This window comes from Arthrobacter sp. K4-10C, assembly GCF_059090085.1.
In genome coordinates this window covers 157,762-181,850 of sequence record NZ_JBNHFI010000006.1, presented here as the reverse complement: position 1 = coordinate 181,850, position 24,089 = coordinate 157,762, and the positions used below count along the sequence as shown (strand labels likewise).

Below are 24,089 nucleotides of genomic sequence, written 5' to 3'. Positions count from 1 at the left end.
TGCACCCTGATGGGCGCGGACGGGGCTTTCGCTTGTGAAACTAGACGCTCGGAGCGATTTCCGGGATGCGCGGCTTGGCGTTGCCGGCGAACGTGAACTTGGCGTCGTCACCTTCGCCTTCCACGTCCACCACAACGATGTCGCCGGCGTGGATGTCGCCGAAGAGGATCTTCTCGGAGAGCTGGTCCTCGATCTCGCGCTGGATGGTGCGGCGCAGCGGCCGGGCACCCATGGCGGGGTCGTAGCCGCGGGTCGCCAGCAGCACCTTGGCGGCAGGCGTGAGCTCGATGCCCATGTCCTTGTCCTTGAGGCGCTTCTCCAGGCGGGTGACGAACATGTCCACGATCTCGATGATCTCGTCCTGGGTGAGCTGCGGGAACACCACAACGTCATCCACACGGTTCAGGAACTCGGGGCGGAAGTGCTGCTTGAGTTCCTCCGTCACACGGGCACGCATGCGGTTGTAGCCGGTCTGTGTGTCGGTGCCGGACTGGAAGCCGGTGGCAACGCTCTTGGAGATGTCCCGGGTACCCAGGTTGGTGGTCATGATGATCACGGTGTTCTTGAAGTCCACCACGCGGCCCTGGGAATCGGTCAGGCGGCCGTCTTCAAGGATCTGCAGCAACGAGTTGAAGAGATCGGCGTGGGCCTTCTCAACCTCATCGAACAGCACCACGGAGAACGGACGGCGCCGCACCTTCTCGGTCAGCTGCCCGCCTTCCTCGTAGCCAACGTAGCCCGGAGGGGCACCGAAGAGCCGCGAGACGGTGTGCTTCTCCGAGTACTCGGACATGTCCAGCGTGATGAGGGCGTCCTCTTCACCGAACAGGAACTCCGCGAGTGCCTTGGCCAGCTCGGTCTTGCCGACGCCGGTGGGGCCGGCGAAGATGAACGAGCCACCGGGACGCTTGGGGTCCTTGAGCCCTGCACGGGTGCGGCGGATGGCCTGCGACAGTGCCTTGATGGCCTCGTTCTGGCCAACCACACGCTTGTGCAGTTCGTCTTCCATCTTCAGCAGGCGCGAGGACTCTTCCTCGGTCAGCTTGAACACGGGGATGCCGGTGGAGTTGGCCAGCACCTCGGCGATTAGGTCCTCATCCACCTCAGAGATGTCGTCCATGCCGCCGGACTTCCAGTGGCGTTCCTTCTCCGAGCGCTCGGCAATCATTTTTTGCTCCTTGTCACGGAGCGAAGCTGCGCCTTCGAAGTCCTGCGCGTCGATCGCGGACTCCTTCTCCATCTTCAGCTTCGCGATGCGCTCATCCATGGCCTTGAGCTCCGGCGGAGCGGTCATGCGGCGGATGCGCAACCGGGCCCCGGCCTCGTCGATCAGGTCGATCGCCTTGTCCGGCAGGAAGCGATCCGAGATGTAACGTTCGGCGAGGCTGGCAGCGGAGGCCAGGGCGCCGTCGGTGATCGTGACGCGGTGGTGTGCCTCGTAGCGGTCACGCAAGCCCTTGAGGATCTCGATGGCGTGCGCCACGGAGGGTTCCTTGACCTGGATGGGCTGGAAGCGGCGCTCCAGCGCGGCGTCCTTCTCGATGTGCTTGCGGTACTCGTCCAGCGTGGTGGCACCGATGGTCTGCAGCTCGCCGCGGGCCAGCATGGGCTTCAGGATGGACGCGGCATCGATGGCACCTTCGGCGGCACCCGCACCCACCAGGGTGTGGATCTCGTCGATGAAGAGGATGATGTCGCCGCGGGTGCGGATTTCCTTGAGGACCTTCTTCAGTCGCTCTTCGAAGTCACCGCGGTAGCGGGAGCCTGCCACCAGGGAACCGAGGTCCAGCGTGTAGAGCTGTTTGTCCTTGATGGTCTCCGGGACGTCGCCGCGGACAATGGCCTGGGCGAGGCCTTCGACGACGGCAGTCTTGCCAACGCCGGGCTCGCCGATGAGCACCGGGTTGTTCTTGGTGCGGCGGGAGAGGACCTGCATGACCCGTTCCATCTCCTGCTCGCGTCCGATGACCGGGTCCAGCTTGTTCTCGCGTGCAGCCTGGGTCAGGTTGCGGCCGAACTGGTCCAGCACAACGGAGCCGGCGGGTGCACCCTCGGGTTGGCCCGAACCGACGCCTGCGCCGGTGGTCTCCTTGCCCTGGTAGCCGGAGAGGAGCTGGATGACCTGCTGGCGAACCCGGTTGAGGTCGGCACCGAGCTTGACCAGCACCTGCGCGGCAACGCCCTCACCCTCCCGGATAAGGCCGAGCAGGATATGCTCCGTGCCGATGTAGTTGTGGCCCAGCTGCAGGGCCTCGCGCAGCGAGAGCTCCAGCACTTTCTTGGCGCGTGGGGTGAAGGGGATGTGCCCGGACGGAGCCTGCTGGCCCTGGCCGATGATCTCCTGCACCTGCTCGCGCACGCCGTCGAGCGAAATGCTCAAGGACTCAAGAGCTTTGGCGGCAACGCCCTCACCCTCATGGATCAGACCCAAGAGGATGTGTTCGGTACCGATGTAATTGTGGTTCAGCATGCGTGCCTCTTCTTGGGCAAGCACAACTACGCGACGGGCACGGTCCGTAAATCGCTCAAACATTTCGCCACACTCCTAGCTACGACGTACTTTGATGCTACGTGGCGGGCCCGTACTTGTGGAGCGTGTTCGCCACAGGGGAAACCCGCACGGGTTTGGGAATATTGGCAGGCCTTGTCCAACGATGCCGGCCTGCCGCGGAGTTTAGGCGGCGAAACCACGCCGCGCTCCGTGCGGATAGCCCCTGAAGAAGTAGACACCGGCATTTTGAAAGCGGCTGCCGCCGGCACGCTGCCTGAGCGGCAGTAAATACTACGACGACGGCGGCAGGGGTCCGCACTTTTGCGTACGGGCCGAAAAAACCCTGCTTCCCGGCGACGGGAAGCAGGGTTTAAAACCAGGTCCGCGGCTTCGGCTAGGAATTTGCCTTTTGGTAGGCTTCCTGGATTTCAGCCTGAATTCGGCCGCGGCTGTTAACGGTGTAACCGTTGTCCCGGGCCCATTGCCTAATTTGGGCTGAATCGTGGCTGCGGCCCCCGGCAGGAGCCTTGGGCGTACGGGCGGCCGCGCGGCCTCCCGATGCCTTTCGCGCGGCGGCAATAAAGCGCTCCAGTGAAGACCTGAGCTCAGCAGCGTTGGCCGCCGAAAGGTCAATCTCGTAGTTCGTCCCGTCAAGGCCAAACTTCACATTCTCGTCTGCGGATCCCCCATCCAGATCATCAACGAGGATGATGTTTACTTTCTGTGCCATTTAACGTCTTCCTCTTGGAAAGGGTGTTTTTCAGAAAAGCAGGATGTTTCCCTAAAAAGTATGACTCTCTTTATGGCAACGCGTCAAAGCGCCTAATGGTTCCTTGGGGATAACCACAGAAGATTAGGGGTTTTTCTATTTGGATTCGGGGTCCGGCCGGTCGGAAGGCTGTTCTTCGGCCTGGCGATCACCGGACCGTGCCGCCCGGGCGGCGGCCTCGGCCTGGGCGCGGGCCTCCGCCTGCCGCTCGGACTTGTCGGCATTGAAAATCGCCTTCATGGCAAACCAGAAGAGGAGGCCCACCACCACGGACGGCAGGAGGACGGCTACGTATTCCATGCTCAGTGGCCTTCGGGCTTCAGCAGGGGGAAGAGGATGGTTTCCCGGATGCCCGCTCCGGTGAACAGCATCACCAGGCGGTCGATCCCCAGGCCGATGCCGCCCATCGGCGGGGCACCGTACTCCAGGGCGCGCAGGAAGTCCTCATCCAGTTGCATGGCTTCGTCATCGCCGGCGGCAGCGTGGCGGGACTGCTCCGTGAGCCGCTCACGCTGGATGACCGGATCGATCAGTTCGGAGAACGCCGTGCCGCGCTCCATGCCGCCGATGATCAGGTCCCATGCCTCGATGAGCCGGCCGTCCTTGCGGTGCGGGCGGGCCAGCGGCTGGGCGGAGGGCGGGTAGTCGTAGACAAACGTGGGGTTCAGGAGGGTGGGCTCCACGATCTCACCGAAGAGCTCCACCGCCAGCTTTTCGGCGTCCCACTTGGGGTCAACCTTGACGTCGTGCTTTTCCGCGACTTCGCGGAGCACCCCAAGCGGTGTGTCCGGGGTGATTTCCTGCCCAACGGCGTCGGAAAGCCCCGGGTATACCGCAAGCCAGGCCCACTCGCCGTCGAGGTTGATCTCCCCGGCCTCGGTCTGGATGACGCGGCCGGCACCCACGGCGTCGGCTGCGTCGAGGATGATCTCCTTGATCCGCTCCGCCATCACGAACTGGTCCGCCCAGGCCTCGTAGCATTCAAGGGTGGTGAACTCGGGGCTGTGGGTGGAGTCCACGCCCTCGTTGCGGAACACGCGGCCCATGTCGTAGACGCGGTCGATCCCGCCCACCACGGCCCGCTTCAGGTACAGCTCGGTGGCGATGCGCAGGGTCATTTTCTGGTCAAACGCGTTCATGTGCGTTTCGAACGGACGGGCCAACGCACCGCCGTGGACCAGCTGCAGGATGGGTGTTTCAACCTCCACATAGTTGTGGCGGAAGAGCGTCTCACGGATGGAGCGGGTGATGGCGGCCCGGGTGTACACCATCTCGCGGGCCTCGTCGCGGACCATCAGGTCCACGTAGCGCTGGCGGACACGGGTTTCCTCGTTCAGCTCGGCGTGCAGCACCGGCAGCGGGCGCAGGGCCTTGGAAGCCATGGACCAGGAGTCCGCCATGATGGACAGTTCGCCGCGGCGGGAGGAGATCACCTCGCCCTTGATGAAGACGTGGTCGCCGAGGTCAACCAGGGCTTTCCAGTCGGCAAGGGCTTCTTCGCCGATGCTGGCGAGGCTGAGCATGGCCTGCAGGCGGGTTCCCTTACCGTCGGTGCCGCCCTCCTGGAGCGTTGCGAAGCACAGCTTGCCGGTGTTGCGGATGAACACCACGCGGCCGGTGACGCCCACGACGTCGCCCGTGGTGTCATCCGCCTCAAGGTGGGCGTACTTTTCCCGGATTTCGGAGAGGGAGTGCGTCCGCTCCACGCCCACCGGGTAGGCCTCCGTGCCGCGCCCGATAAGTTTGGCGCGCTTCTCCATGCGGATCCGCATCTGCTCGCTGGCGTCGAGGGGCTCTGGGGCGTTCTTGGGGGCGGGGGTGTTTTGGGAAGTCACAGTCATCAAGTTTACCGGGACTTCGCGCCCCCGCTCCCGCCTAGGATGGGGCGGGTGAAAGAACGGTTCCTTCCAACGCACGACGGCGGCCGCCTGGCCTTATACAGCTACGGCACCGTGGATGCCCCGGGAGAACGCCGCGTGGTGCTCATCGGCGGAGCGTTCCTGACCGCGCTGATCTACCGGCCGTTCTCGATCGCACTCGCCAAGGGCCTGGGCGGAGGATGGGCCGTGGACGTGTACGACCCTGCGGTGAGCATCGACGGCAGCATGGACACCGCCTGGCTGGACGGGTTCGAGGACGCCGTCAACAACGGCAGGGTGGGCCACGCCCTGGCGCACATGAAGAAGGCCACGTCCCCGGGATCCGCCATGGCCCGGATCCCGGAACCCGTCCTGGCCGGGCTGATGCACTGCTGTCGCGGACCAAGGTCAACAGGATGTTCCGCGAGGTGATGCCCAGCGGTGTCGGCGAACTGCGGGCCGCCTACAACGAGGCCGACCATGCCAGGGACTTCAGCGTGCTGCCCGCCAATACCCATTTCATGGCCGGCGGAAAGAGCCCCAGCTACTACAAGGTCACGGCGGAGCGGCTGCATGCGGCCGTCCCGGGCAGCACATTCGAGCTCTCCCCCAAGGGCTTCCACGGCTCCATCCCGGCGGCGGTCAATGAACTGGTGGCGGACATATCGAAGTACTTCAGGGAATGAAGTGCCCAGAAGCACTCCTGCGTGCTGCGGCGTCACCGGCCTGCCGTCCAGTCCCGCCTGGGTGTCCGTGATGCTGACGTCCAGCTTGCTCGGATAGGCTCGAACCATGACGCGCGAGAACATCAGGACCCCCGACGGCGGCACTCTGGAGCTCTTTTCCACTGGCGCGGAACTGTCTTCCGCCGGTTCGGGCGTGGTGATCATCCCGCCCTCCATGGTCACCGCGGCGGATTACACCAAGTTCGCGCAGAAGCTCAGCGCAGCCCTGGGCCGCCCGGTGCACACGTTCAACCGCCGCGGCCGGGGATCGTCATCGCCCCAGCCGGAGGACTACACGCTGGACGTAGACATCCGCGACCTGGACACCGTCATGAAGCACACGTCCAGCACTGACGTGTTCGGCCACAGCTTCGGCGGCGCCGTGGCCTTGCACGCGGCGCGGACCCTGCCGGTGGAGCGGCTCGCGGTGTACGACCCCGCCGTGTCCGTCAACCACTCCGTCAAGGCGGACTGGATCGCCGAGTATGAGAGCGCCGCTGCCGCTGGCGATGACGACCGCGCGCTTGCCGTAATCCAGCGCGGGCTCGAAGCGGGCGGCTCCTTCTCGTCGCGCATGCCGCTGTCAATGCTGACCCTCGCCAACAAGCTGACGGCCGGCACTTCAGAGGGCAAGCAGCAGCGCGAGCTCATGCGCACCGGCGTCCGCGAAATCAAGGCGATCATCGCGGCGGACATGCCGGCGGAGCCGTTTCTGGCGCTTCCGCTGGAAACCCTGATCGTGGTGGGCGAAAAGAGCCCGGCGTACTTCGGAGTGGCGTGCGGCCAAATCCACGACGTCCTCTCCGGCTCCAGCTACACCATCCTGCCCGGCTTCGGGCACGACGGCGCCATCAAGGCACCGGACGTCCTGATCAAGGAACTGAGCGAGTTCTATGCCGGCTGACCCAACTGAGTAGCAGCAAATGTCGTTTTGAGCGGTCAAAACGACACTTGCTGCTACCTAGTTGGGCTAGTGCGCGGGACCGTGGCCGGCCGTGGCACCTGCCGTCTTGCGCATCATCGCTGAGAGTACGACGGCGGCAAGGGCTATGACGGTTGCTGTCAGGAACGCAGCACTCATCCCGGCGACGAGTCCCGACGTCGCGGAAACCACCGCGAAGATGGATACCAGCAGCGCGGTGCCCGCGGCACCGGCCACCTGCTGGGTGGTGCTCATGAGCGCCGAACCGTGGGAGTAGAGGTGCGGCGGCAGCGGGTTCAGCCCGGTGGTGAACGCAGGCGTGAACAGCAGCGCCAGCCCGAAGCTCAGCCCCACATGCAGGGCGACGATCCACCAGACTGCCGTGCCGCCGTCGAGCATGGAAAACTGCCAGAGGGTCAGGACCATCAGGACGGACCCGGTTACGGTGAGCGGCAGGGGTCCCACTTTGTCGAACAGCCGGCCGATGACCGGACCCAGCAAGCCCATGGCAAGGCCGCCGGGAAGCAGCGCCAGGCCGGTTTCGAGCGAACCCAGGCCGCGGATTTCCTGGAGGTAGAGCGGCAGCAGGATGACGCCGCCGAACAGCGCCATCATGGCCACCACCATCAGCAGCACCGAGACGGTGAACATCCGGAAGTTGAAGGCGCGGAGGTCCAGCAGCGGAGCTTCCGCCTTCTGCAGCCGGACCTGCCGGAGGACGAAGACCGCAAGGCTGGCCACACCGATCACCAGGGCCGCGATGGCACCCGCGCCAGGACCGGCCTGCCCGCCATGGCCGCCGCCAATCTGGCTCAAGCCGTAGACCAGTCCGCCAAACGCAGGAACGGTCAGGAGCACGGAGGGGAAGTCGAGCTTGGACCGCTCAGCCTCGCCGACGTTGGTGAGGTACTTGGCCCCGATTGCCAGAGCCGCCAGGGCCACCGGCAGGACGAACACGAACATGAAGCGCCAGGTGAAGTGCTCCAGGATCAGGCCCGAAACGGTGGGGCCCATGGCGGGAGCCACCGAGATGGCAATGCTGACGTTGCCCATCACCGCGCCGCGCTTGGCCAGCGGGACGAGGGTCAGGATGGTGGTCATCAGCAGCGGCAGCATGATCGCCGTGCCGCCTGCCTGGATGATGCGGGCCAGCAGCAGGATCTCGAACCCGGGGGCCACTGCGGCCAGGGCGGTACCGCCGGCGAAGAGCCCCATGGCGAGCATGAAGACCTTCCGCGTGGACAGGCTCTGGAGGATGAAACCGGTGGTCGGAATGACCACGGCCATGGTCAGCATGAACCCGGTGGAGAGCCACTGGACGGTGGGAGCGTCCACCTGCAGGTCCACCATGAGCCGCTGCAGGGCGACGTTCATGATGGTCTCGTTCAGGATGACCACGAACGTGGCCACCAGCAGCGTGCTGATGATGGTCACGGACTCCCGGGACATCTTTTCAGGCGCGGCGGGCTTGGTTCCTTCGGCATGGACGGACTGGCCGTTTGCGTTCGGCGAGACTTCGGTAGACATGAGTGTTCCCTCAGGGAGAGTAATGAGTGGTGCGCGAACATGGCCGCTGCAGATGGCAACACTCTACCGGTTGGAGTAATTCCTCCGCACGGGATCTTTTTTCAAACCCTGAGGGAACAAAAGGTGTCAGGCAGTCTGGCCTGCGTGCTCACCTTCGGAGATTTCCTCCACCAGCTTGCTGTTGAACGCGGGAAGGTCGTCCGGTTTCCGGCTGGTCACCAGGCCCTGGTCAACCACCACTTCCTGGTCCGTCCAGTTGGCTCCGGCGTTCCTGAGGTCGGTCTCGAGCGTGTGATAGGACGTGACATTCCGGCCACGAAGGACCCCTGCTTCGATGAGCAACCACGGTCCGTGGCAAATCGAGGCGACCGGTTTGTGCTGTTCGAAGAAGCTCCTGGTGAAGCTCTGTGCGTCCTTGTCCACGCGCAGGTGGTCGGCGTTGACGACGCCTCCCGGAAGCACCAGCGCGTCAAAGTCGGAGGCGTTGGCCTCTGCCACGGTAAGGTCCACGTCGAAGGTGTCCCCCTTTTCCGTGCCTTCGAAACCCTGGATCCTGCCGCTCTTGGGCGCCACCAGCGTGGGCTGGCCGCCGGCATCCTTCACGGCTTGCCAGGGGCTGGTCAGCTCAACCTGCTCCACGCCGTCCGTCAGCAGGAATGCGACCTTCTTGCCTGCGATGCTGTGTTCTGACACTTGTTCCTCCTCATGTGAGGCCAGTTCCGGCCCGCTTTTGGCACGCCGAGTCCGCCCCGAGAGTTGTTTGCCTGACAGCTTCCAGCCTAGGAAGACCAAAAGTGATAAGCAAGCTGACTATTGCCTTTTGGCTGAGGCTTCGTGGAATTTACGACGGCGGGAGGCGGCCATGGTTTCCCGCCGTCGGCGTGCGGCCCCGCCTGGGCCTCGCTGGCGCGGAGGTAGGGCTTGGTCAAGATTGATGCTCGCACTTCTCAGCCTGCCCGGCCAACGGTCAAGGTCTGATTGGGCTGCTGAGCGAACGAAGGAATGTTCTGACCTCGAGGTTGAAGGCGTCGGCGGCCTCTACGTTGCTCAGGTGCCCGACGCCAGGGAGTACGACGAGCTGCGATGCAGGGACCTTCGCGTGCAATTCCCTCCCGACCGCCAGCGGCGACCGGGCGTCGAGTTCGCCGTGCAGCACGAGCGTCGGGACGCCGATGACTGGGAGGGTGCCGCGAAGATCGGCATTTGCCATCGCTCGGAGCATCGTCAAATTGGCTCGCGGGCGGATGCCGGACATCAGTGCGAGTGTCTGTTCGGTGATTTCTCGCGGCGCGGACTCGGTGAGCATGCCGGGCAGGTACTTGGGCAGCCATTCGTCCGGAGGCTGAGAGACTTCCTCGCTGATCTGCTGGACTCGCCGCTGCACCTCGTCCGCTGGCAGGGAGCCGGCCCAGCCCGCGTACGCCCCGGCCAGGATCAGGCTTCTGGGGAGGGTCGGATGTCGTGCATAGAGCGCCAGGGCGAGCGCGCCACCGAACGAAAGGCCCAGGATGTGCGAGCGAGTCAGGCCCAGCACACTCACGAACCCGGCCAGGCTGTCGGCGTAGTGTTCCATGGAGAAGGACCCGGGCGGATCGTCGGATCCTCCGCAGCCCGGAGCGTCCCAGGCGACGACGTCGAACTCGTCAGCGAGGTCGTCGAGCTGCGGGCCCCAGGACCGACTGTCTAATCCAAAGCCGCCATGGAGAAGGAAGAGGGGATCGCCCGCTCCCGCACGCCTGTAGGTGATCTTGAGGCCGGACACCGTAACTGCGTCCACCCCCGTATCTTGGCATCCGGTGACCAAGCCTGGCAACGCTGCGCCCACAGTCAAGAGCGGCGGCCCAAAATATACCTTCGTCACGGATTCAGGCGGCTATTCCATACGAATTACCGCGGGAATCATTCGGTTCGTGCCAACCTACCTGCAAGGAAACTCGTGGGATGAGGGGCCTACTGCTTCACCACGCGTTGGCGTGCTTGTGGTGGCACGTGTTGAGCTACCGCTGAAATCTCGCCATGGAGCGGATGTACCGGGAGATGTCCGTGGTCGAGGAATCGCTGCTAGGGCCGGTGGTGCTCAATCAGCCAACCCGCCATCTGCTGGGCACGCTTGTTGGCCTGCATGTCGCCCTCCGTGGCGGAGATGATGGAACCTTTCATGAGAATGTGCCAGGACCGGGAAAATTCTTCGGGATGAACCAGTCCCGCCTCCTCCGCCAGCACCTGCACGTGCCCCCTGATCTTTGCCAGGTAGTCGATACTGGCCTGGCCCAGCGGGTGGGCGGGACCCATCTCCAGCAGAACGTTGATAAAGGAGCAGGCTTCGAAATCTTCCCGGAGGAACCAGTCGCCAAAGACGTCGAAGATGGCCAGCAACTGTTCCTCGGCGGTGCTTCCGCGGCGGCGGGCCTCGGAGACGATCGCGTTGACGGTCCACTGTTTGTCGCGCTGCTCCAGGAATGCCAGGACCAATGAGTCCTTCGACGGGAAGTGCCGGTAGAACGTTGCTTTGGCTACGCCGGACCGCTCGATCAGCTCGTTGACGCCGACGTCGCGGACACCCCGCCTGGAAAAGAGCTCGTACGCGACTGCGAGGATTTTCTCCACGGAACCGGCAGGACTGATAACCGCTTCTGCCGCGGGGGATGCGGCAGGCGGTGGAAACTCTGCCTCGGGATTCATCGCAATACCAGTCTACAGCGGGGAAGACAGACCGGTCTTCCCCGCTGTAGTGTTTTGCCTAGCGCAGTGCTAACGACACCGTGGAGGCCTCCCACACCGGCCGCTTCGGATTGGTGCAAGGAGGCCCCTATGTCAGCAGAGCGGATGTTCCAAAGCGTGCCTTCGGACCCCGACCCCTGGATGGCCAGTGATACCCCTGCCGAGGTCAGGCAGCTCGCCATCGAATCGCTCCGCTGGCAGGCGCAGGAAATCATCGATGAACTGCTCGGCAACAAGGATCCCGGCGAAGAGCTCTCCCGGGCGAGGCTGCGCCGATGCGTCGCCCGGAACCCGGGCCGCCCGGAACGGGCACTCCTCGAACAGCTCGCGGTCAACCAGGATAAGCCCGGACTCTGATCCAGCGGCCGTCAGGAAGCCAGCGGGGCATTGTCGATCAACCGTACGGGACCCACCTTGGCAGCGATAAGTGCCAGCCCCTCACCACGGAACGGGGTCTCACGGCAGTTCTCCGCAAGAGGCTCCAGGGTGACCGGATCCACTACGTCGAAGTAATCCAGCTCCACGAGCGGCTGGGATTCCACCAGGTCCACGGCCGAGTCCAGGTCCAGCGGCTCCCGCGCGGCCGCCCGCTCCTCCAGCAACCGCAGCGCCCGGGACAGAACCAGCGCAGCGTCCCGCTCGTCGTCGGACAGGAAGCGGTTACGGCTGGACAGGGCCAGTCCTTCCGCGGAACGGACCGTCGGCACCCCAACGATTTCCACCGGAAAGTTGAGGTCAGCCACCATGCGCCGCACCAGCGCCAGTTGCTGGGCGTCCTTCTGCCCGAAGTAGGCGCGGTAGGCCGGCAGGCCCGGACCGGCTGAGCCAGACTCTGCAGGACCGGAAACCGGTACCCCCGCCGCCGGAATCCCATAGTGCAGCAGCTTGGCCACCACAGTGAGTGCGCCGTCGAAGTGCCCGGGGCGGGAGGCCCCCTCCCACTTCTCTCCCAGCCGCCCGGAAGTGATCCGCACCAGCGGCTCCCCGCCGGGATAAACCTCATCCACCGCCGGCGCGAAGGCCAGGTCCACACCTTCGGCTTCCAGCAGTGCAAGGTCGGCGTCAAGCGTGCGCGGGTAGCGGTCCAGGTCCACGGCGTCGCCGAACTGCAGCGGGTTGACGAAGATGGAGGCCACCACCACATCGTTCTGTTCGACGGCGGTGCGGGCCAGCGCGGCATGGCCCGCGTGAAGTGCGCCCATGGTGGGCACCAGGCCTTGGGAGTCCCCCTGCTTGGCTGCCAGGAGCCGGGCGCTTTCGGCGTGCAGGTCTGCCACGGTGGTGACGAGTTTGATGGGCATCGTCAGTCCTCCTTCGGTTCGAGTGCCTGTCGCAGCCCCTCGAGCTGTCCGGCTTTCAGCAGCCCGCGGCCTTCGGCGCGCAGTGCTGTGGCGCGTGCCATCGCAAGGTAGGCGGCCAGCACATCGCCCTGCCCGCCGCCGTCGTACTCCCGCAGAGCCTCACCATGCGCCCGCACCGTTCCCACGTCCCCCCGCGCCACCGGTCCGGTAAGGGCGGACTCGCCCGAGGCCAGTGCGTTCTCCAGGGTTGCGCGCAGCAGCGGGCCAAGCATGCGTTCGGGTTGCTCGACTCCCACTTCCCCCAGCAGCTGGGAGGCCTGCGCCACCAGGGTCACCAGATGGTTGGACCCGTGTGCCAGCGCTGCGTGATACAAAGTGCGGTCCGCCTCGGCGATAACCACCGGCTCCGCGCCCATCTCCACCACCAAGGCCTGCGCAATGGGGAGCATGGCGGCATCTGCGGTCACGCCGAAGGTGCAGTCAAGGAGCCTGGTGAGGTCAAGGCTCATGCCGGTGAAGGTCATGGCCGGATGAAGCGCCAGCGGAACGGCGCCCGCCGCCCGCACGGGATGCAAAATGCCCACCCCGAACCTCCCCGATGTGTGGGCCACCAGCTGGCCAGGCTGCCAGGCACCAAGTGTGGCCAGCCCGTCCACGAGCTCCGGCAGGGCGTCGTCCGGCACAGCGAGCAGCACCAGCTCGGCGCGCTCCACAATCTCCAGCACCTCCAGGACGGGCACGCCGGGAAGCAGGGACTCAGCCCGCTCACGGCTGGCGTCAGACACCGCTGACACCCCGACGACGGCATGTTCCGCAGCGCGCAGGGCGGCGCCAAGGACCGCCCCAACTTTCCCGGCGCCGATGATTCCGACGCCGAGGCGTCCGGGTCTAGCCATGCGTGGGGCCTTCCTGTCGATCATGCTTATGGGCTTCCGCCGGCTCAACCACCGGCCCTGGCTCTATCGGCACGGGCTCTATCACGGGTTCTGGCCCTGGCACCGGCACTTGCGCACCTTCCGGCGGTGCCCCCGGCGGCAGCCCGACTTCCCGCAGCCACTGTTCGGTGGTTTGCCGCTTCCGGGCCAGCCGGGCCCGCGCCGACTGGGCGTCGAACAGCGCCAGCGCCTCGTCGGTGCCAGCCTGGGTAAGGCGCGGCACCACCGGGCCCGCAGTGGTGTGCAAAACCAGGTCGGCAACCCGGAACCGGCGCGCCAGCGGTCCCTGGTGCAGCGCCATGGACTGGGTGCGCTGGTGCGGCACCACTACAAGTTCCCGCCACCAGCGGCCGGACCGGATGAGCAGGGCGGTGCCGGTGGCGGTGAAGCCGTTCCGGCGCCAGCCCAGCGGGGCAAGAAACCGGGCCCGTCGCGGCGTGGTGACAAAGCCGCCGTCGGAATCCAGCCCCGTCAGCCCGGCACCAAAAACGGCGGCAGGGTGATCGGTTCCGGGATCCGGCAGCACCAGGGCGAGCATGTTCATCACGTCATCCAGCTTCCCGACCGGCAGCAACGTGGTCCGGGAGGTCCCCTCCCCCGCGTTCTCCACCAGGCCGTAGCCGGCAACGTTGACCTGCATCCGGTACCAGCCGAACGGCCGCCACAGCGGTGGCTGGCCAATCTTGAGGGCCTGGACGCGGCCGGGCGGCAGCGTCTGCGTCTGGGTGTCCAGCAGCCCGTAGCGCAGCCGGATGCCGTCCGGCGATATGGCGGCCGTGAAGTTGTAGCCCTTGTTGAACAGGTTCCAGTAGCTGGCCGCAAGGCCCAGCGCCGCCGGAATCAGGTAGAGATAAAACGCCTGGTTGCCGGTAAGCGCGGAAAGCACCACGGACACGATGGCGCCCACCGCCACGAAAAGGCTCTGCTCGCTGAGCAGCAGCGAACCGACAAGGCGCGACGGCGGAACCGCAAGTACCGGAAACTCCGGCGCCTCGGGTGCAGCCTCGCCAGAACCTTCCGCCCCGACGTCTACTCCGGCAGCCCGCGCAAGGATGGTGGCGCGGAGCCGGCGGGCGTCGTCGATTTTCAGGTAAGCCAGGCGGACCGCGGACTCCCCAGCGTCGGCCACCTCGAACTTGAGCTCAGCGAGGCCGAAGATCCGGGCAAGCAGCGGCTGCACGATATCGATGGCCTGCACCCGGTCCAGCCGCGCCTGCCGCTGCTGGCGGAACAGGAAACCCGTGTTGACGCGCACATAGCCCCCGGACACCTGGTACTTGGTGAAGTACCAGGTCAGGACGAAGCCCAGCACTGCAATCAGCAGCACGGTCCCGCCGCCGGCCAGCAGGAAGGGCGCACGGCCTGCCAGCTCGTTTTCGAACAGCGGCCGGCCCTGCAGGGCGCGCTCAAAAATGTCTCGGCCAAAGAAGAAGCCGATGGCGGCCAACGCCACCCAGCCGCGGACGAAGGGTGATGCGGGGTGCACACGCAGCCACTCGCCGTCGGGCGCTGTGCTGTCTGGGACGGGAAGGGAACTGCTTGCCGGCACCCCTGAATCGGGGATCCGCCCGTCAGCGGTCACAGCCCTGCCAGCCTGGCTTCGCCGCGGGCCGCCAGCTGCTCACGGAGCCGGGCACCCTCCGCGGCGGGCAGCCCGGGGATCTTGGCGTTGGTTCCCGGCGACGCCGTGTGCAGCTTGAGCGTGCACAAATTGAGCCCGCGTTCCACCGGCCCCACGCCGATGTCCACATACTGCATCCGGCCGTAGGGAACAGCCATGGTGCGCTGGAAGAAGATCCCGGTGCGGATCAGGAGGTCGTCATCCCGTTCGGCATAGCCAATGGCGCGGACCTGCCGCGGGATCAGCACCAGCCGCCAGACAGCCACAACGAGCATCACCGCAGGGACGGCAACGGCCAGCCACAGCGGCGGCCAGACCCACCATCCCTGCAGCACGAAGATCAGGGGCAGGGAAAGCAAAAGCACCGCAACCACGTTGCCCACGGCCCACTCCACCAGCCGCACTGTGACGTACTTGGGCGACACCCGCTGCCAGACGATGCCCGGCGGATCAATCGCCTCGGTATGCATATTCGCCCTCCCCCGCGGCTTCTCCGCGGACCGCGCGCCCCGGCTTCCCGTCGACGCCTTTGGTGTCGCCGTCCTCTGGAGGGATCCTGCAGAACCGTTCCACCACCAGGCCCACCACGATCATCCCCAATCCCCCGCCGGCCATTGCCAGTGCAAGCCACGTGATTCCCTGGTCGCTGCGAAGGCTCCAGATGCGCAACTGGTCCAGGAAGATGCCCACGTGCCAGCCCAGGAGTACGGTGCCGGCGTAGGCGCAAGCCTGCGCGAGGACCAGGGTGCGGGCGGCCAGGAGCGGATCCAGCACCGTCTTCTTCCTGGTGCTGTCCTTGAGGCTGTTGCGCCACCGCAGGACGCGGAGCCCCAGGATGAGGGTGATGGCCACGATGACGCCCATCGTGGCCAGCGCCGTGGCGGGCAGGACGGGAGTGGACATGCCGTACCGGCTGGTAATCACGGTGGCCGACCAGCCGGCAACTGCCAAAACGACGCCGATCAGCAGGAGGCGCAGCGGGCTGAGGGGCTTCACCATTCCTCCACTGCCCCGGCGGTGGGCATGCCGTCGAAGTCCCCGAAGCCATCGAACGGCGCAAGGTCGTCGAAATCAGCGGCCTGGGCGGCCAGCGTGCTGATGCGCTCTCCGCCCAGCACGGCAGCGGGTTCGATAAGGGCCCAGGGATAAAGGACAAAGGCACGGCTCGCTGCACGGGGATGCGGCAGCGTGAGCACGGGGTCGTCACTGTGCACGTCGCCGTAAGTAATGATGTCGACGTCGAGCGTCCGCGGCCCCCAGCGAACCTCCCGAACGCGGTGGTGCTTGTTCTCCACCGCCTGGCAGTGCGCCAGCAGCTCGAGCGGGGGAAGGCTTGTTTCAACGGTGATGACCATGTTCAGGAAGTCCGGCTGGCCGGGCGGGCCGCCCACAGCCTTGGTCTGGACAATCGGAGACACGTCGAGGAGCCGCACTTCCGGCGGGTCAACGAGGTCGGCCACCGCTCCGGACAGTGTGTCGTTCCGCTCCCCCAGGTTGCTGCCAAGGGCCAAAACCGCCTTGGCGTATCCGGCATTCACGCCGTGTCCCCTTCGACGGGCCTCTCCCGGTGGACGGGCCTCTCCCGGCGCGTGGGTTTCTCCCGGTGCACCGTGACGGCGACGTCACCGAAGGGGACTTCGATAGGCGCCTGCGGCTTGTGCACAGTGATGTCCACGGCCTGGAGCTGGAATTCTTCCAGCAGGCTGTCCGCGATCCGGACGGCCAGGGCCTCAATCAGGTTCAGCGGCTCGCCGGAGACCCATTCGGTAATACGCTGCGCCACCTCGCCGTAGTGCGCGGTGTCGCGGACATCGTCGGACTCCGCCGCCTTGGCGAAGTCCAGGTACAGCACTGCGTCCACAACAAAAGGCTGGCCCTCGCGGCGTTCAAAATCAAACACGCCGTGATGGCCGACGGCTGTCACGCCGGTCAGCGTAATCCTGTCCATGGGTCCCCCGGCCCTGCTACGTAGTTGTGGATGCTGCCGCCAGGCGGGCGGCAACCTTGACGGCGTCCAGGCTGGCGCCGACGTCGTGCACGCGGACCGCCCACGTACCGCGGTAGGCGCAGATGGCAGTGATCGCGGCCGTGGCGGCGTCGCGTTCCTCCGGAGAGGCGGACTTGCCGGCTACGGTAAGCAGGGTGCCCAGGAACCGCTTGCGGGATGCGCCCACCAGGACCTTGTGGCCAAGGCTGTCCAGCTGGTCCAGGTTCTGCAGGAGCTCCCAGTTCTGAACATCGTTCTTTGCAAAGCCCAGTCCCGGATCGATGATGATCTGCTCCTGGCTGACGCCCGCGGCGTAAAGCTTGTCCCGCACGCCGGCAAGCTCGGCCACGACTTCCCCGGCCACATCGGAATACTCCGCTAGGGAATTCATGGTGCGGGCGTCACCGCGGCGGTGGGTGAGGATATACGGAACCTTGGAGGCGGCCACGAGCTCGGCCATCTCCGGTTCGATGCTGAGGCCGGAGATGTCATTGATGATGGCGGCACCGGCGCTTACCGCGGCAGCGGCCGTGGATGCGTGCGTGGTGTCGATACTGACCAGCGCCCCGGCCTTGACCAGGGACTCGATGACGGGGATGACGCGGCGCTGTTCTTCTTCCGGGCTGACGTCCTCAGCGCCGGGGCGGGTTGATTCGCCCCCAACGTCGATGATGTCCGCCCCGGCGTAGAACATGCGCAGGCCTGCGGCGATAGCGCTGTCCGCGCTGGCGTGCTTGCCGCCGTCGCTGAAGGAATCGGGGGTGACGTTCAGGATTCCCATGACCAGGGTGCGGTCGGTGGGAAGGTCTTCAAAGCGGGCTGCCGGGCGCGGTTTGCGCAGGATGGGCAGCGGCGAGGTCGCGGGCCCGGTTCCCGGGGTTGCGGCTAGTGAGTCCATGGTCTGATTGTTACCTTCCGAGGATGAGGCTCATGGCTTCGGCACGGGTGGCCGGGTCATGAAGCTGCCCGCGGACCGCACTGGTGACGGTCTTCGCTCCGGGCTTGCGGATACCGCGCATTGACATGCACATGTGTTCGCATTCGACAACAACGATGGCGCCCCGCGGCTTGAGGTGGCGGACCAGCGCTTCGACAATCTCAGTGGTGAGCCGCTCCTGAACCTGGGGGCGGCGGGCATAGATATCCACCAGGCGGGCCAGCTTGCTCAGCCCGGTGACTTTCCCGTCATGCGAGGGGATGTAGCCCACGTGGGCCATCCCGTGGAAAGGCACCAGGTGATGCTCGCAGGTGGAGTAGAAGGGAATGTCCTTGACCAGGACCAGTTCCTCGTGGTCCAGGTCGAAGGTGGTGGACAGGACGTCCGCGGGATCGTGGTGCAGCCCGGCAAATACCTCAGCATAGGCCTTGGCCACCCGTTTGGGGGTGTCAATGAGGCCGCCGCGGTCCGGGTCCTCGCCGATGGCCAGGAGGATCTCGCGGACAGCCGCCTCGATTCTGGGCCGGTCCACTTTTTGGTGTTTGGGGTGGGAGGATCCGTCCTCCGCCTGGTATCCGGCGGAGGCGGGAACATCGTCGTCGTCGAAGGAAGTCACGAAGAAAGCTTAGCCGCGAAGGGTGTCAGGCCCGGATTCGGGGACGCCACCCTGGAACTGGGCATCTTCCGGGACGCCCTGCGGATGCGGCGGCTGGGCGTCCAAAGGCTCGTCCAGGCGAGCCTTTGTGGCCTCTTCCTGCGCTTCGCGCTCCGCCCGCTCCTGGCGGCTCTCCACGGGGCCGGCCATTTGAACCGGCCGGGTCTCCTTGGACAGCCACACCTCACGGAAGTCACGCTTGCGGACATCCCGGAAGATGTCTGCGATCTCGGCCTGGTTCAGTGTTTCGCGCTCCAGCAGCTCAAGGGCCAGGCGGTCCAGGACGTCGCGGTTCTCGGTGAGGATGGCGTAGGCCTCGTCATGGGCCTGGTCGATGAGGCGGCGTACTTCCTCGTCCACAACATAAGCGATCTGGTCCGAGTAGTTGCGCTCATGCCCGGCGTCGCGGCCCAGGAACGGCTCGCCGCCGCCCTGTCCAAGGCGCACGGCGCCAACGCGCTCGCTCATGCCGTATTCGGTGACCATCTTGCGTGCGGTGCCGGTGGCCTTCTCGATGTCGTTCGAGGCGCCGGTAGAAGGATCGTGGAACACGATCTCCTCGGCCACGCGGCCGCCCATGGCGTAGGCCATCTGGTCAAGGAGTTCGTTGCGGGTCACGGAGTACTTGTCGTTCTCCGGGACCACCATGGTGTAGCCCAGGGCACGGCCGCGGGGAAGGATGGTGATCTTGGTGACCGGTGCGGAGTTGCGCAGCGCGGCTGCCACCAGGGCGTGGCCGCCCTCGTGGTAGGCGGTGATCTTGCGCTCGTGTTCCTTCATGACCCTGCTGCGCTTCTGCGGACCCGCCATGACGCGGTCAATGGCCTCATCCAGCGCACGGTCGTCGATCAGGTTGGCGTTGGAACGCGCGGTGAGCAGCGCGGCCTCGTTGAGCACGTTGGCGAGGTCGGCACCCGTGTAGCCGGGGGTCTTCTTGGCCACCGCTTTGAGGTCAACGCCGGGGGCCATCGGCTTGCCTTTGGAGTGCACCTGCAGGATCTGGTCGCGGCCGATCAGGTCCGGCGCCTCGACGCCGATCTGGCGGTCGAACCGGCCCGGCCGGAGCAGTGCGGGGTCCAGGACGTCGGGGCGGTTGGTGGCGGCGATGAGGATGACGTTGGTCTTGACGTCGAAGCCGTCCATCTCAACCAGCAATTGGTTCAGGGTCTGCTCGCGTTCGTCGTTGCCGCCGCCAATGCCGGCACCACGGTGACGGCCCACGGCGTCGATCTCGTCCACGAAGATGATGGCCGGGGAGTTTGCCTTGGCCTGCTCAAAGAGGTCACGGACGCGGGAAGCACCAACGCCGACGAACATTTCCACGAAGTCGGAACCGGAGATGGAGAAGAACGGAACACCGGCCTCACCGGCCACGGCGCGGGCCAGGAGGGTCTTACCGGTACCCGGAGGGCCGTAGAGCAGCACACCCTTGGGGATCTTGGCGCCGACAGCCTGGAACTTGGCGGGCTCCTGCAGGAATTCCTTGATCTCCTGCAGTTCCTCAACCGCTTCGTCAGAGCCGGCGACGTCAGCGAAGGTCACCTGCGGCATATCCTTGCTGACCATCTTGGCCTTGGACTTGCCGAACTGCATGATCTTGGAGCCGCCGCCCTGCATGCGGGTCATAAGGAACCAGAACAGCGCGCCCAGGAGGATGACGGGGATCAGGAGGGACAGCAGGCCGGAGAACCAGTTGCTTTCAATCGGCTGGTCCGTGTAGCCCTGCGTGGGGTTGGAGTCGGTGACAGCCTTAACCACGTCCTGGGCGCGGGCGTCCACGAAGAAGAACTGGACGCTCTTGCCCTTGTCCTGGCCGTCCAGGTTCAGGTTTTCCTTCAGCGTCAGGTCAACGCGGTTCTCGCCGTCGAAGATCTTTGCCTGCTCCACCTGGTTGCCGGCGAGCAGTTCAAGGCCCTTGTCGGTGTCGATCCGTGCCGCACCGCCGGGAGCCAGCGTTGCAAAAGCCACAAGGAGCAGACCGACCACAACGACGATCCAGATGCCCGGGCCCTTGAAAAAGTTCTTAGCTTTCATCTGTTCGGGGGCTGGCCCCGTCCCTTCTGGTAGTGCTGCACGGCGAGTAGTTTGCGCGCGTGATGGTGCTGCGTCAGCTTCTAGCTATACACCGTCCGGAGTAGATCACGCATGGTGAAAACCAAAAGTTCCCTGTCGGCGTACCGCCGCCGCCCACGCGCGTGGGGCGTGCGACGGCGGTGCCTCCACAGGTGGCGCTGCGCCGGCTGATTGCACCCGGCGCACCTACACGTGCTGGTCCAGGTAAACGGGGTTGCCGTCCGGATCGGTCAGGATGGCACTGGCAGGCCCTGTTGTTCCCTCATCCGCCTCGGCGGCAAACTCCACTCCCTGGGCCTTCAACTGTCGCTGAAGTTCGCGGACGTCCACGAACGAGTCCAGCGGTTCGGCATCCTGGTTCCAGCCCGGGTTGAAGATCAACACGTTTTTCTCGAGCATCCCCTGGAACAGCCCAAGGTTCACGTCGCCGTTCTTCAGGATCACCCAGTTCTGGCCAGGATCTCCCGCATACTGCGTAAAACCAAGCTTGCCGTAGAACTCCATGGACGCCGGAAGGTCCTGCACGGCGAGGCCAACCGAGAAGGCGCCGAGTTCCATGGCTTACTCGTAAACGTGCGGCGCCAGGGTGCCCACGAAGTCCAGGTTGCGGTACTTCTCGGCGTAGTCCAGGCCGTAGCCCACCACGAACTCGTTGGGGATGTCGAAGCCCACGTACTTCACGTCGATCTCCACCTTGGCGGCGGTGGGCTTGCGGAACGCGGTGCAGATCTCCACGGAGGCGGTGCCGCGCGATTCCAGGTTGGTCTTGAGCCAGGAGAGGGTCAGGCCGGAGTCGATGATGTCCTCGACGATCAGCACGTCCTTGCCCATGAGGTCTGTATCGAGGTCCTTCAGGATGCGCACCACACCGGAGGACTGGGTGCCGGAGCCGTAGGAGGACACAGCCATCCAGTCCATCGAGATGTGGCTGTGCAGCGCCCGGGCGAGGTCCGCCATGACCATGACAGCGCCCTTGAGCACGCCCACGATGAGGATTTCGCGCCCCTCGTAGTCCTTGTCGATCTGGGCGGCGAGTTCGGTGATCCGCTGCTGGATCTGTTCCTTGGTGTAGAGAACGTGCTTGAGGTCTGCCTGGACGTCGTTTGAATCCACCAATGGCTCCTGTGTAGATGCGGGGTGCGACTATTTTGCGGGCGGTTTTTGATGCCGGAACACTAGCTTCCCACAGCGCGGCCCTCCACGGGGAACGGATCCGCGCTGATCCGTTCCGTCAGGCCGGGCGCTTTCCAACCGGTCGCTTTCCAACTGGGCGCTTTCCAACTGGGTAAGGGACAAGCGGTACACGCTCACGCCGCCGGGAAGTTCCACCGGGCCTGCAGACCCCTGCCGCCGCAGCAGCGCCTCCGCCGCCAAAAGGCGCTGGTAGCTGGGCTGCTGCCCGCCGACGTCGGCCGCTGCCTTGGCGATCACGCGGAACCTGATGGCGGGGGCCAGGCCGCGCAGCACCTCCTCGGGAAGGGTGACGTCCGGTCCGTTCCGCTCGGCCAGGGATGCGTAGGTGCTTTCCGCCACATCCTCCAGGTAATCGGCGTCCAGCTGCAGGATGGACGCCGTCCGGGCAAGGGATTCGGCGACGCCGGGCCCCAGTTTTTCCTCCAGGTGCGGGAGGACCTCCACGCGGGTGCGCGACCGGGCGTATGCCGGATCCGCGTTGGACGGATCGTGCCAGGGCTCCAGTTCCTCCACGGCGCAGATCTCTTCGGTGTCCGCGCGCCGGAGTCCCAGGAACGGACGCAGCAGGATCCCGCGCACCGGCCGCATGCCCGCCAGCGAACGCGTTCCGGAGCCCCGGGCAAGCCCCAGCAGCACTTGTTCGGCCTGGTCATCGAGCGTGTGCCCGAGCAGGATCACCTCGGCGCCCTGGTCAGCGGCTGCCGCTTCCAGCGCTTCATGCCGGGCTTCCCGGGCCGCCGCCTCCGGGCCCATACCCGCACCGGCCACCGTCACGGTGCGGACCTCCACCGGGGCGAGTCCCAGGTCCTCCAGGGCCTCCGCGGTGCGCGCGGCCACCCTGCCCGACCCTTCCTGCAGCCGGTGGTCAACCACCACCGCACCCACGGTGACGGGGTGGCCGTCAACATGCCCGCGGCGGGCGTAATAAGCGGCGACGGCGGCGAGCGCCAGGGAGTCCGGCCCGCCGCTGCAGGCAACCAGGACGTGGCGGGGATACCCGGCCTGGGCCAGGGCGTCCCCCAGCATCTTGCGCGCAGTGCCGACGACGGGCGCCAGCCTGCCGGGCCGGCGTCGTCCGCCCTGAAAGCCGCCCGGGACGGTGCCCTCAACAGCGGAAGCCGCGTCAGGTGATTGGCCGTGCGGCAACTACAGACCCATCCGCTCAAGCCACAGCTTGGCGTCGTGGATTTCGGGCTCGGTGGGCAGGTGGTCAACGGACTCCCAGACCCGGTTGAAGCCTTCCATCCCGGCAACATCAACCACGGCGCGGACGAACCGGGCGCCGTCGGAGTACTGGCGCATCTTGGCGTCCAGCCCCAGGAGGCTGCGGATGAACTTCTCAATCACGCCGCGGTCCTTGCCGCGGTCGTTGAACCGCTGCCGGATGGTCTTCACGGACGGGACAATGGTGGCGTCGACGGCGTCCATCACCACATTCGCGTGGCCCTCCAGCAGGCTCATCACAGCCGTGAGGTGCGAGATGGCGGCCTTTTCCTCCGGGTCCTGCAGCAGGTCCAGGATGGCGCCGCGACCGGGAGTGTTCCCGTTAGCCGAGCGGTCCTTCAGCGAGCGGGCGGCCGCGGTGGCCCGGTCCATCAGCGAATCGACGTTGCCCAGCAGGTGAACACTGAGTTCATCAATCTGCTGCAGCATGTGGTGGCGCAGCCACGGGGCGGCGGCGAACTGCACCCGGTGGGTCTGTTCGTGCAGGCAAACCCACAGGCGGAAATCCTCCGGCGTGACGTTGAGCTCGCGCTCCACGGACACGATGTTCGGCGCCACGAGCAGGAGCCTGCCGCCCGCCGGCGCGTTCGACCCTTCGGCCAGCGCGGCGAAGGGGTCGTACTGGCCAAGGACCTTGCTGGAAAGGAAAGCCAGGACCGCGCCCAGCTGGCTGCCGGTGATGGCACCGCTCACGCTGGCTGCTGCAGGACTCAAGGTGCCCCGGCGGTTTTCGAGCATCTTTTCCATGGCGGGCTTCAGCATCACGGCGAAGCTCTGCGTGTTGGCCTTCGCCCAGGACGCCCTGTCCACCACCAGCACGGTGGAGTCCCGGAGGTCCCTGGCGGCTTCCAGCCCCGTGATCTCGTGCACGTGCGGAACGGAGGCGTCCGCGAGCCGGCGCAGGCTGTCCACGGCCTCCCCGATGGCTGCCTGGTTCAGGACCGGTCCGGCAGGAGCCAGCCTGGCCGCGGCCGAGGCCGCCAAATCCCAGTTGATCAGGGACTCGGCCGTGGCGGACCGGGTGTTGGCGGACTTGTCCGATGAGGGCAAGGTCGATGCGGACTCGCGTGCAGTGGACTCCATAGCTCCCATCAGAACACAGCAGGCTGGGGATCGTCCTTAAGTTCGCTGACCGGCGAACCTCCGGG

General features: G+C 65.8%; 24 protein-coding genes and 1 pseudogene. 3 read left to right on the top strand and 22 right to left on the bottom strand.

Annotated features, from left to right (window positions below; all coding sequences use genetic code 11):
* Positions 1-40: 40 nt before the first annotated feature.
* The 4 genes from AC5RUU_RS10205 to lysS form a co-directional block, all read right to left on the bottom strand.
* Complete coding sequence (locus AC5RUU_RS10205) at positions 41-2,533, bottom strand: ATP-dependent Clp protease ATP-binding subunit (protein ID WP_493975091.1); 2,493 nt, start codon at positions 2,531-2,533, stop codon at positions 41-43.
* 352 nt (positions 2,534-2,885) lie between these two features.
* Entirely contained in the window at positions 2,886-3,221 is a 336-nt protein-coding gene (locus AC5RUU_RS10200) for a histone-like nucleoid-structuring protein Lsr2 (protein WP_493975090.1), read from the bottom strand.
* Positions 3,222-3,356: 135 nt separating this feature from the next.
* Positions 3,357-3,560: a hypothetical protein gene (locus AC5RUU_RS10195; protein ID WP_493975089.1), complete on the bottom strand. Its 204-nt coding sequence runs from the start codon at positions 3,558-3,560 to the stop codon at positions 3,357-3,359.
* 2 nt (positions 3,561-3,562) lie between these two features.
* Positions 3,563-5,101 carry a lysine--tRNA ligase gene (lysS, locus tag AC5RUU_RS10190; RefSeq protein ID WP_493975088.1) on the bottom strand — a complete coding sequence of 513 codons (1,539 nt, stop codon included), beginning with the start codon at positions 5,099-5,101 and terminating at the stop codon, positions 3,563-3,565.
* A gap of 48 nt (positions 5,102-5,149) precedes the next feature.
* Between lysS and AC5RUU_RS10185 the strand changes: the two are divergent.
* Both AC5RUU_RS10185 and AC5RUU_RS10180 read left to right on the top strand, forming a co-directional pair.
* A pseudogene (locus tag AC5RUU_RS10185) lies at positions 5,150-5,805 on the top strand (alpha/beta fold hydrolase).
* A gap of 106 nt (positions 5,806-5,911) precedes the next feature.
* The gene (locus tag AC5RUU_RS10180) at positions 5,912-6,748 is read left to right on the top strand and encodes an alpha/beta fold hydrolase (protein WP_493975087.1); all 837 of its coding nucleotides are present in this window, start codon (positions 5,912-5,914) and stop codon (positions 6,746-6,748) included.
* A 66-nt stretch (positions 6,749-6,814) separates the two neighbouring features.
* On the opposite strand, the gene AC5RUU_RS10175 is transcribed toward AC5RUU_RS10180, so the two are convergent.
* The 4 genes from AC5RUU_RS10175 to AC5RUU_RS10160 all read right to left on the bottom strand — a co-directional run bounded on the left by AC5RUU_RS10175 (position 6,815) and on the right by AC5RUU_RS10160 (position 10,975).
* On the bottom strand, positions 6,815-8,293 hold the full coding sequence (locus AC5RUU_RS10175) for a DHA2 family efflux MFS transporter permease subunit (protein ID WP_493975086.1): 1,479 nt from the start codon (positions 8,291-8,293) through the stop codon (positions 6,815-6,817).
* A 126-nt stretch (positions 8,294-8,419) separates the two neighbouring features.
* Entirely contained in the window at positions 8,420-8,986 is a 567-nt protein-coding gene (locus AC5RUU_RS10170; RefSeq protein WP_493975085.1) for a type 1 glutamine amidotransferase domain-containing protein, read from the bottom strand.
* A 274-nt stretch (positions 8,987-9,260) separates the two neighbouring features.
* Positions 9,261-10,070, bottom strand: coding sequence for an alpha/beta fold hydrolase (locus tag AC5RUU_RS10165; protein WP_493975084.1), 810 nt, complete (start codon positions 10,068-10,070; stop codon positions 9,261-9,263).
* Between the two features lie 284 nt (positions 10,071-10,354).
* Complete coding sequence (locus AC5RUU_RS10160) at positions 10,355-10,975, bottom strand: TetR/AcrR family transcriptional regulator (RefSeq protein ID WP_493975083.1); 621 nt, start codon at positions 10,973-10,975, stop codon at positions 10,355-10,357.
* A gap of 129 nt (positions 10,976-11,104) precedes the next feature.
* Here AC5RUU_RS10160 and AC5RUU_RS10155 point away from each other — a divergent pair, with 129 nt between their 5' ends.
* The gene (locus AC5RUU_RS10155) at positions 11,105-11,371 is read left to right on the top strand and encodes a hypothetical protein (RefSeq protein ID WP_493975082.1); all 267 of its coding nucleotides are present in this window, start codon (positions 11,105-11,107) and stop codon (positions 11,369-11,371) included.
* Between the two features lie 11 nt (positions 11,372-11,382).
* On the opposite strand, the gene AC5RUU_RS10150 is transcribed toward AC5RUU_RS10155, so the two are convergent.
* The 14 genes from AC5RUU_RS10150 to AC5RUU_RS10085 form a co-directional block, all read right to left on the bottom strand.
* Positions 11,383-12,315 (bottom strand): 4-phosphopantoate--beta-alanine ligase, encoded by a 933-nt coding sequence (locus tag AC5RUU_RS10150; RefSeq protein WP_493975081.1) that lies wholly within the window; start codon positions 12,313-12,315, stop codon positions 11,383-11,385.
* A gap of 2 nt (positions 12,316-12,317) precedes the next feature.
* The gene (locus AC5RUU_RS10145; RefSeq protein WP_493975080.1) at positions 12,318-13,211 is read right to left on the bottom strand and encodes a Rossmann-like and DUF2520 domain-containing protein; all 894 of its coding nucleotides are present in this window, start codon (positions 13,209-13,211) and stop codon (positions 12,318-12,320) included.
* Positions 13,204-14,832: a PH domain-containing protein gene (locus tag AC5RUU_RS10140; protein WP_493975079.1), complete on the bottom strand. Its 1,629-nt coding sequence runs from the start codon at positions 14,830-14,832 to the stop codon at positions 13,204-13,206. The genes AC5RUU_RS10145 and AC5RUU_RS10140 overlap by 8 nt, the downstream gene beginning before the upstream one ends.
* Positions 14,829-15,341 carry a PH domain-containing protein gene (locus AC5RUU_RS10135; protein WP_493975078.1) on the bottom strand — a complete coding sequence of 171 codons (513 nt, stop codon included), beginning with the start codon at positions 15,339-15,341 and terminating at the stop codon, positions 14,829-14,831. Before AC5RUU_RS10135 ends, AC5RUU_RS10140 begins: the two co-directional genes overlap by 4 nt.
* Positions 15,322-15,867 (bottom strand): DUF3180 domain-containing protein, encoded by a 546-nt coding sequence (locus AC5RUU_RS10130; protein ID WP_493975213.1) that lies wholly within the window; start codon positions 15,865-15,867, stop codon positions 15,322-15,324. Before AC5RUU_RS10130 ends, AC5RUU_RS10135 begins: the two co-directional genes overlap by 20 nt.
* The gene (gene folK / locus AC5RUU_RS10125; protein WP_493975077.1) at positions 15,864-16,409 is read right to left on the bottom strand and encodes a 2-amino-4-hydroxy-6-hydroxymethyldihydropteridine diphosphokinase; all 546 of its coding nucleotides are present in this window, start codon (positions 16,407-16,409) and stop codon (positions 15,864-15,866) included. Before folK ends, AC5RUU_RS10130 begins: the two co-directional genes overlap by 4 nt.
* Positions 16,406-16,819: a dihydroneopterin aldolase gene (gene folB / locus AC5RUU_RS10120; protein ID WP_493975076.1), complete on the bottom strand. Its 414-nt coding sequence runs from the start codon at positions 16,817-16,819 to the stop codon at positions 16,406-16,408. Before folB ends, folK begins: the two co-directional genes overlap by 4 nt.
* A 16-nt stretch (positions 16,820-16,835) precedes the next feature.
* A complete protein-coding gene (gene folP, locus AC5RUU_RS10115; protein ID WP_493975075.1) occupies positions 16,836-17,756 on the bottom strand; it encodes a dihydropteroate synthase in 921 nt (306 codons plus the stop codon).
* A 10-nt stretch (positions 17,757-17,766) separates the two neighbouring features.
* Positions 17,767-18,411, bottom strand: coding sequence for a GTP cyclohydrolase I FolE (gene folE, locus AC5RUU_RS10110; protein WP_493975074.1), 645 nt, complete (start codon positions 18,409-18,411; stop codon positions 17,767-17,769).
* A gap of 9 nt (positions 18,412-18,420) precedes the next feature.
* Positions 18,421-20,484, bottom strand: a complete 2,064-nt coding sequence (ftsH, locus tag AC5RUU_RS10105) for an ATP-dependent zinc metalloprotease FtsH (protein ID WP_493975073.1) — start codon at positions 20,482-20,484, stop codon at positions 18,421-18,423.
* Positions 20,485-20,709: 225 nt separating this feature from the next.
* Entirely contained in the window at positions 20,710-21,081 is a 372-nt protein-coding gene (locus AC5RUU_RS10100; protein ID WP_493975072.1) for a VOC family protein, read from the bottom strand.
* Positions 21,082-21,084: 3 nt separating this feature from the next.
* Positions 21,085-21,636, bottom strand: a complete 552-nt coding sequence (gene hpt, locus AC5RUU_RS10095; protein WP_009358389.1) for a hypoxanthine phosphoribosyltransferase — start codon at positions 21,634-21,636, stop codon at positions 21,085-21,087.
* Between the two features lie 30 nt (positions 21,637-21,666).
* A complete protein-coding gene (gene tilS / locus AC5RUU_RS10090) occupies positions 21,667-22,743 on the bottom strand; it encodes a tRNA lysidine(34) synthetase TilS (RefSeq protein WP_493975212.1) in 1,077 nt (358 codons plus the stop codon).
* 120 nt (positions 22,744-22,863) lie between these two features.
* Positions 22,864-24,024: a zinc-dependent metalloprotease gene (locus AC5RUU_RS10085; protein ID WP_493975071.1), complete on the bottom strand. Its 1,161-nt coding sequence runs from the start codon at positions 24,022-24,024 to the stop codon at positions 22,864-22,866.
* Positions 24,025-24,089 lie beyond the last annotated feature (65 nt).

Coding starts and splice junctions, on each gene's coding strand:
- AC5RUU_RS10205 (WP_493975091.1), bottom strand. CDS start 2,533: ATGTTTGAGCGATTTACGGACCGTGCCCGTCGCGTAGTTGTGCTTGCC.
- AC5RUU_RS10200 (WP_493975090.1), bottom strand. CDS start 3,221: ATGGCACAGAAAGTAAACATCATCCTCGTTGATGATCTGGATGGGGGA.
- AC5RUU_RS10195 (WP_493975089.1), bottom strand. CDS start 3,560: ATGGAATACGTAGCCGTCCTCCTGCCGTCCGTGGTGGTGGGCCTCCTC.
- lysS (WP_493975088.1), bottom strand. CDS start 5,101: ATGACTGTGACTTCCCAAAACACCCCCGCCCCCAAGAACGCCCCAGAG.
- AC5RUU_RS10180 (WP_493975087.1), top strand. CDS start 5,912: ATGACGCGCGAGAACATCAGGACCCCCGACGGCGGCACTCTGGAGCTC.
- AC5RUU_RS10175 (WP_493975086.1), bottom strand. CDS start 8,293: ATGTCTACCGAAGTCTCGCCGAACGCAAACGGCCAGTCCGTCCATGCC.
- AC5RUU_RS10160 (WP_493975083.1), bottom strand. CDS start 10,975: ATGAATCCCGAGGCAGAGTTTCCACCGCCTGCCGCATCCCCCGCGGCA.
- AC5RUU_RS10155 (WP_493975082.1), top strand. CDS start 11,105: ATGTCAGCAGAGCGGATGTTCCAAAGCGTGCCTTCGGACCCCGACCCC.
- AC5RUU_RS10150 (WP_493975081.1), bottom strand. CDS start 12,315: ATGCCCATCAAACTCGTCACCACCGTGGCAGACCTGCACGCCGAAAGC.
- AC5RUU_RS10145 (WP_493975080.1), bottom strand. CDS start 13,211: ATGGCTAGACCCGGACGCCTCGGCGTCGGAATCATCGGCGCCGGGAAA.
- AC5RUU_RS10135 (WP_493975078.1), bottom strand. CDS start 15,341: ATGCATACCGAGGCGATTGATCCGCCGGGCATCGTCTGGCAGCGGGTG.
- folB (WP_493975076.1), bottom strand. CDS start 16,819: ATGGACAGGATTACGCTGACCGGCGTGACAGCCGTCGGCCATCACGGC.
- folP (WP_493975075.1), bottom strand. CDS start 17,756: ATGGACTCACTAGCCGCAACCCCGGGAACCGGGCCCGCGACCTCGCCG.
- ftsH (WP_493975073.1), bottom strand. CDS start 20,484: ATGAAAGCTAAGAACTTTTTCAAGGGCCCGGGCATCTGGATCGTCGTT.
- AC5RUU_RS10100 (WP_493975072.1), bottom strand. CDS start 21,081: ATGGAACTCGGCGCCTTCTCGGTTGGCCTCGCCGTGCAGGACCTTCCG.
- tilS (WP_493975212.1), bottom strand. CDS start 22,743: ATGCTGGGGGACGCCCTGGCCCAGGCCGGGTATCCCCGCCACGTCCTG.
- AC5RUU_RS10085 (WP_493975071.1), bottom strand. CDS start 24,024: ATGGAGTCCACTGCACGCGAGTCCGCATCGACCTTGCCCTCATCGGAC.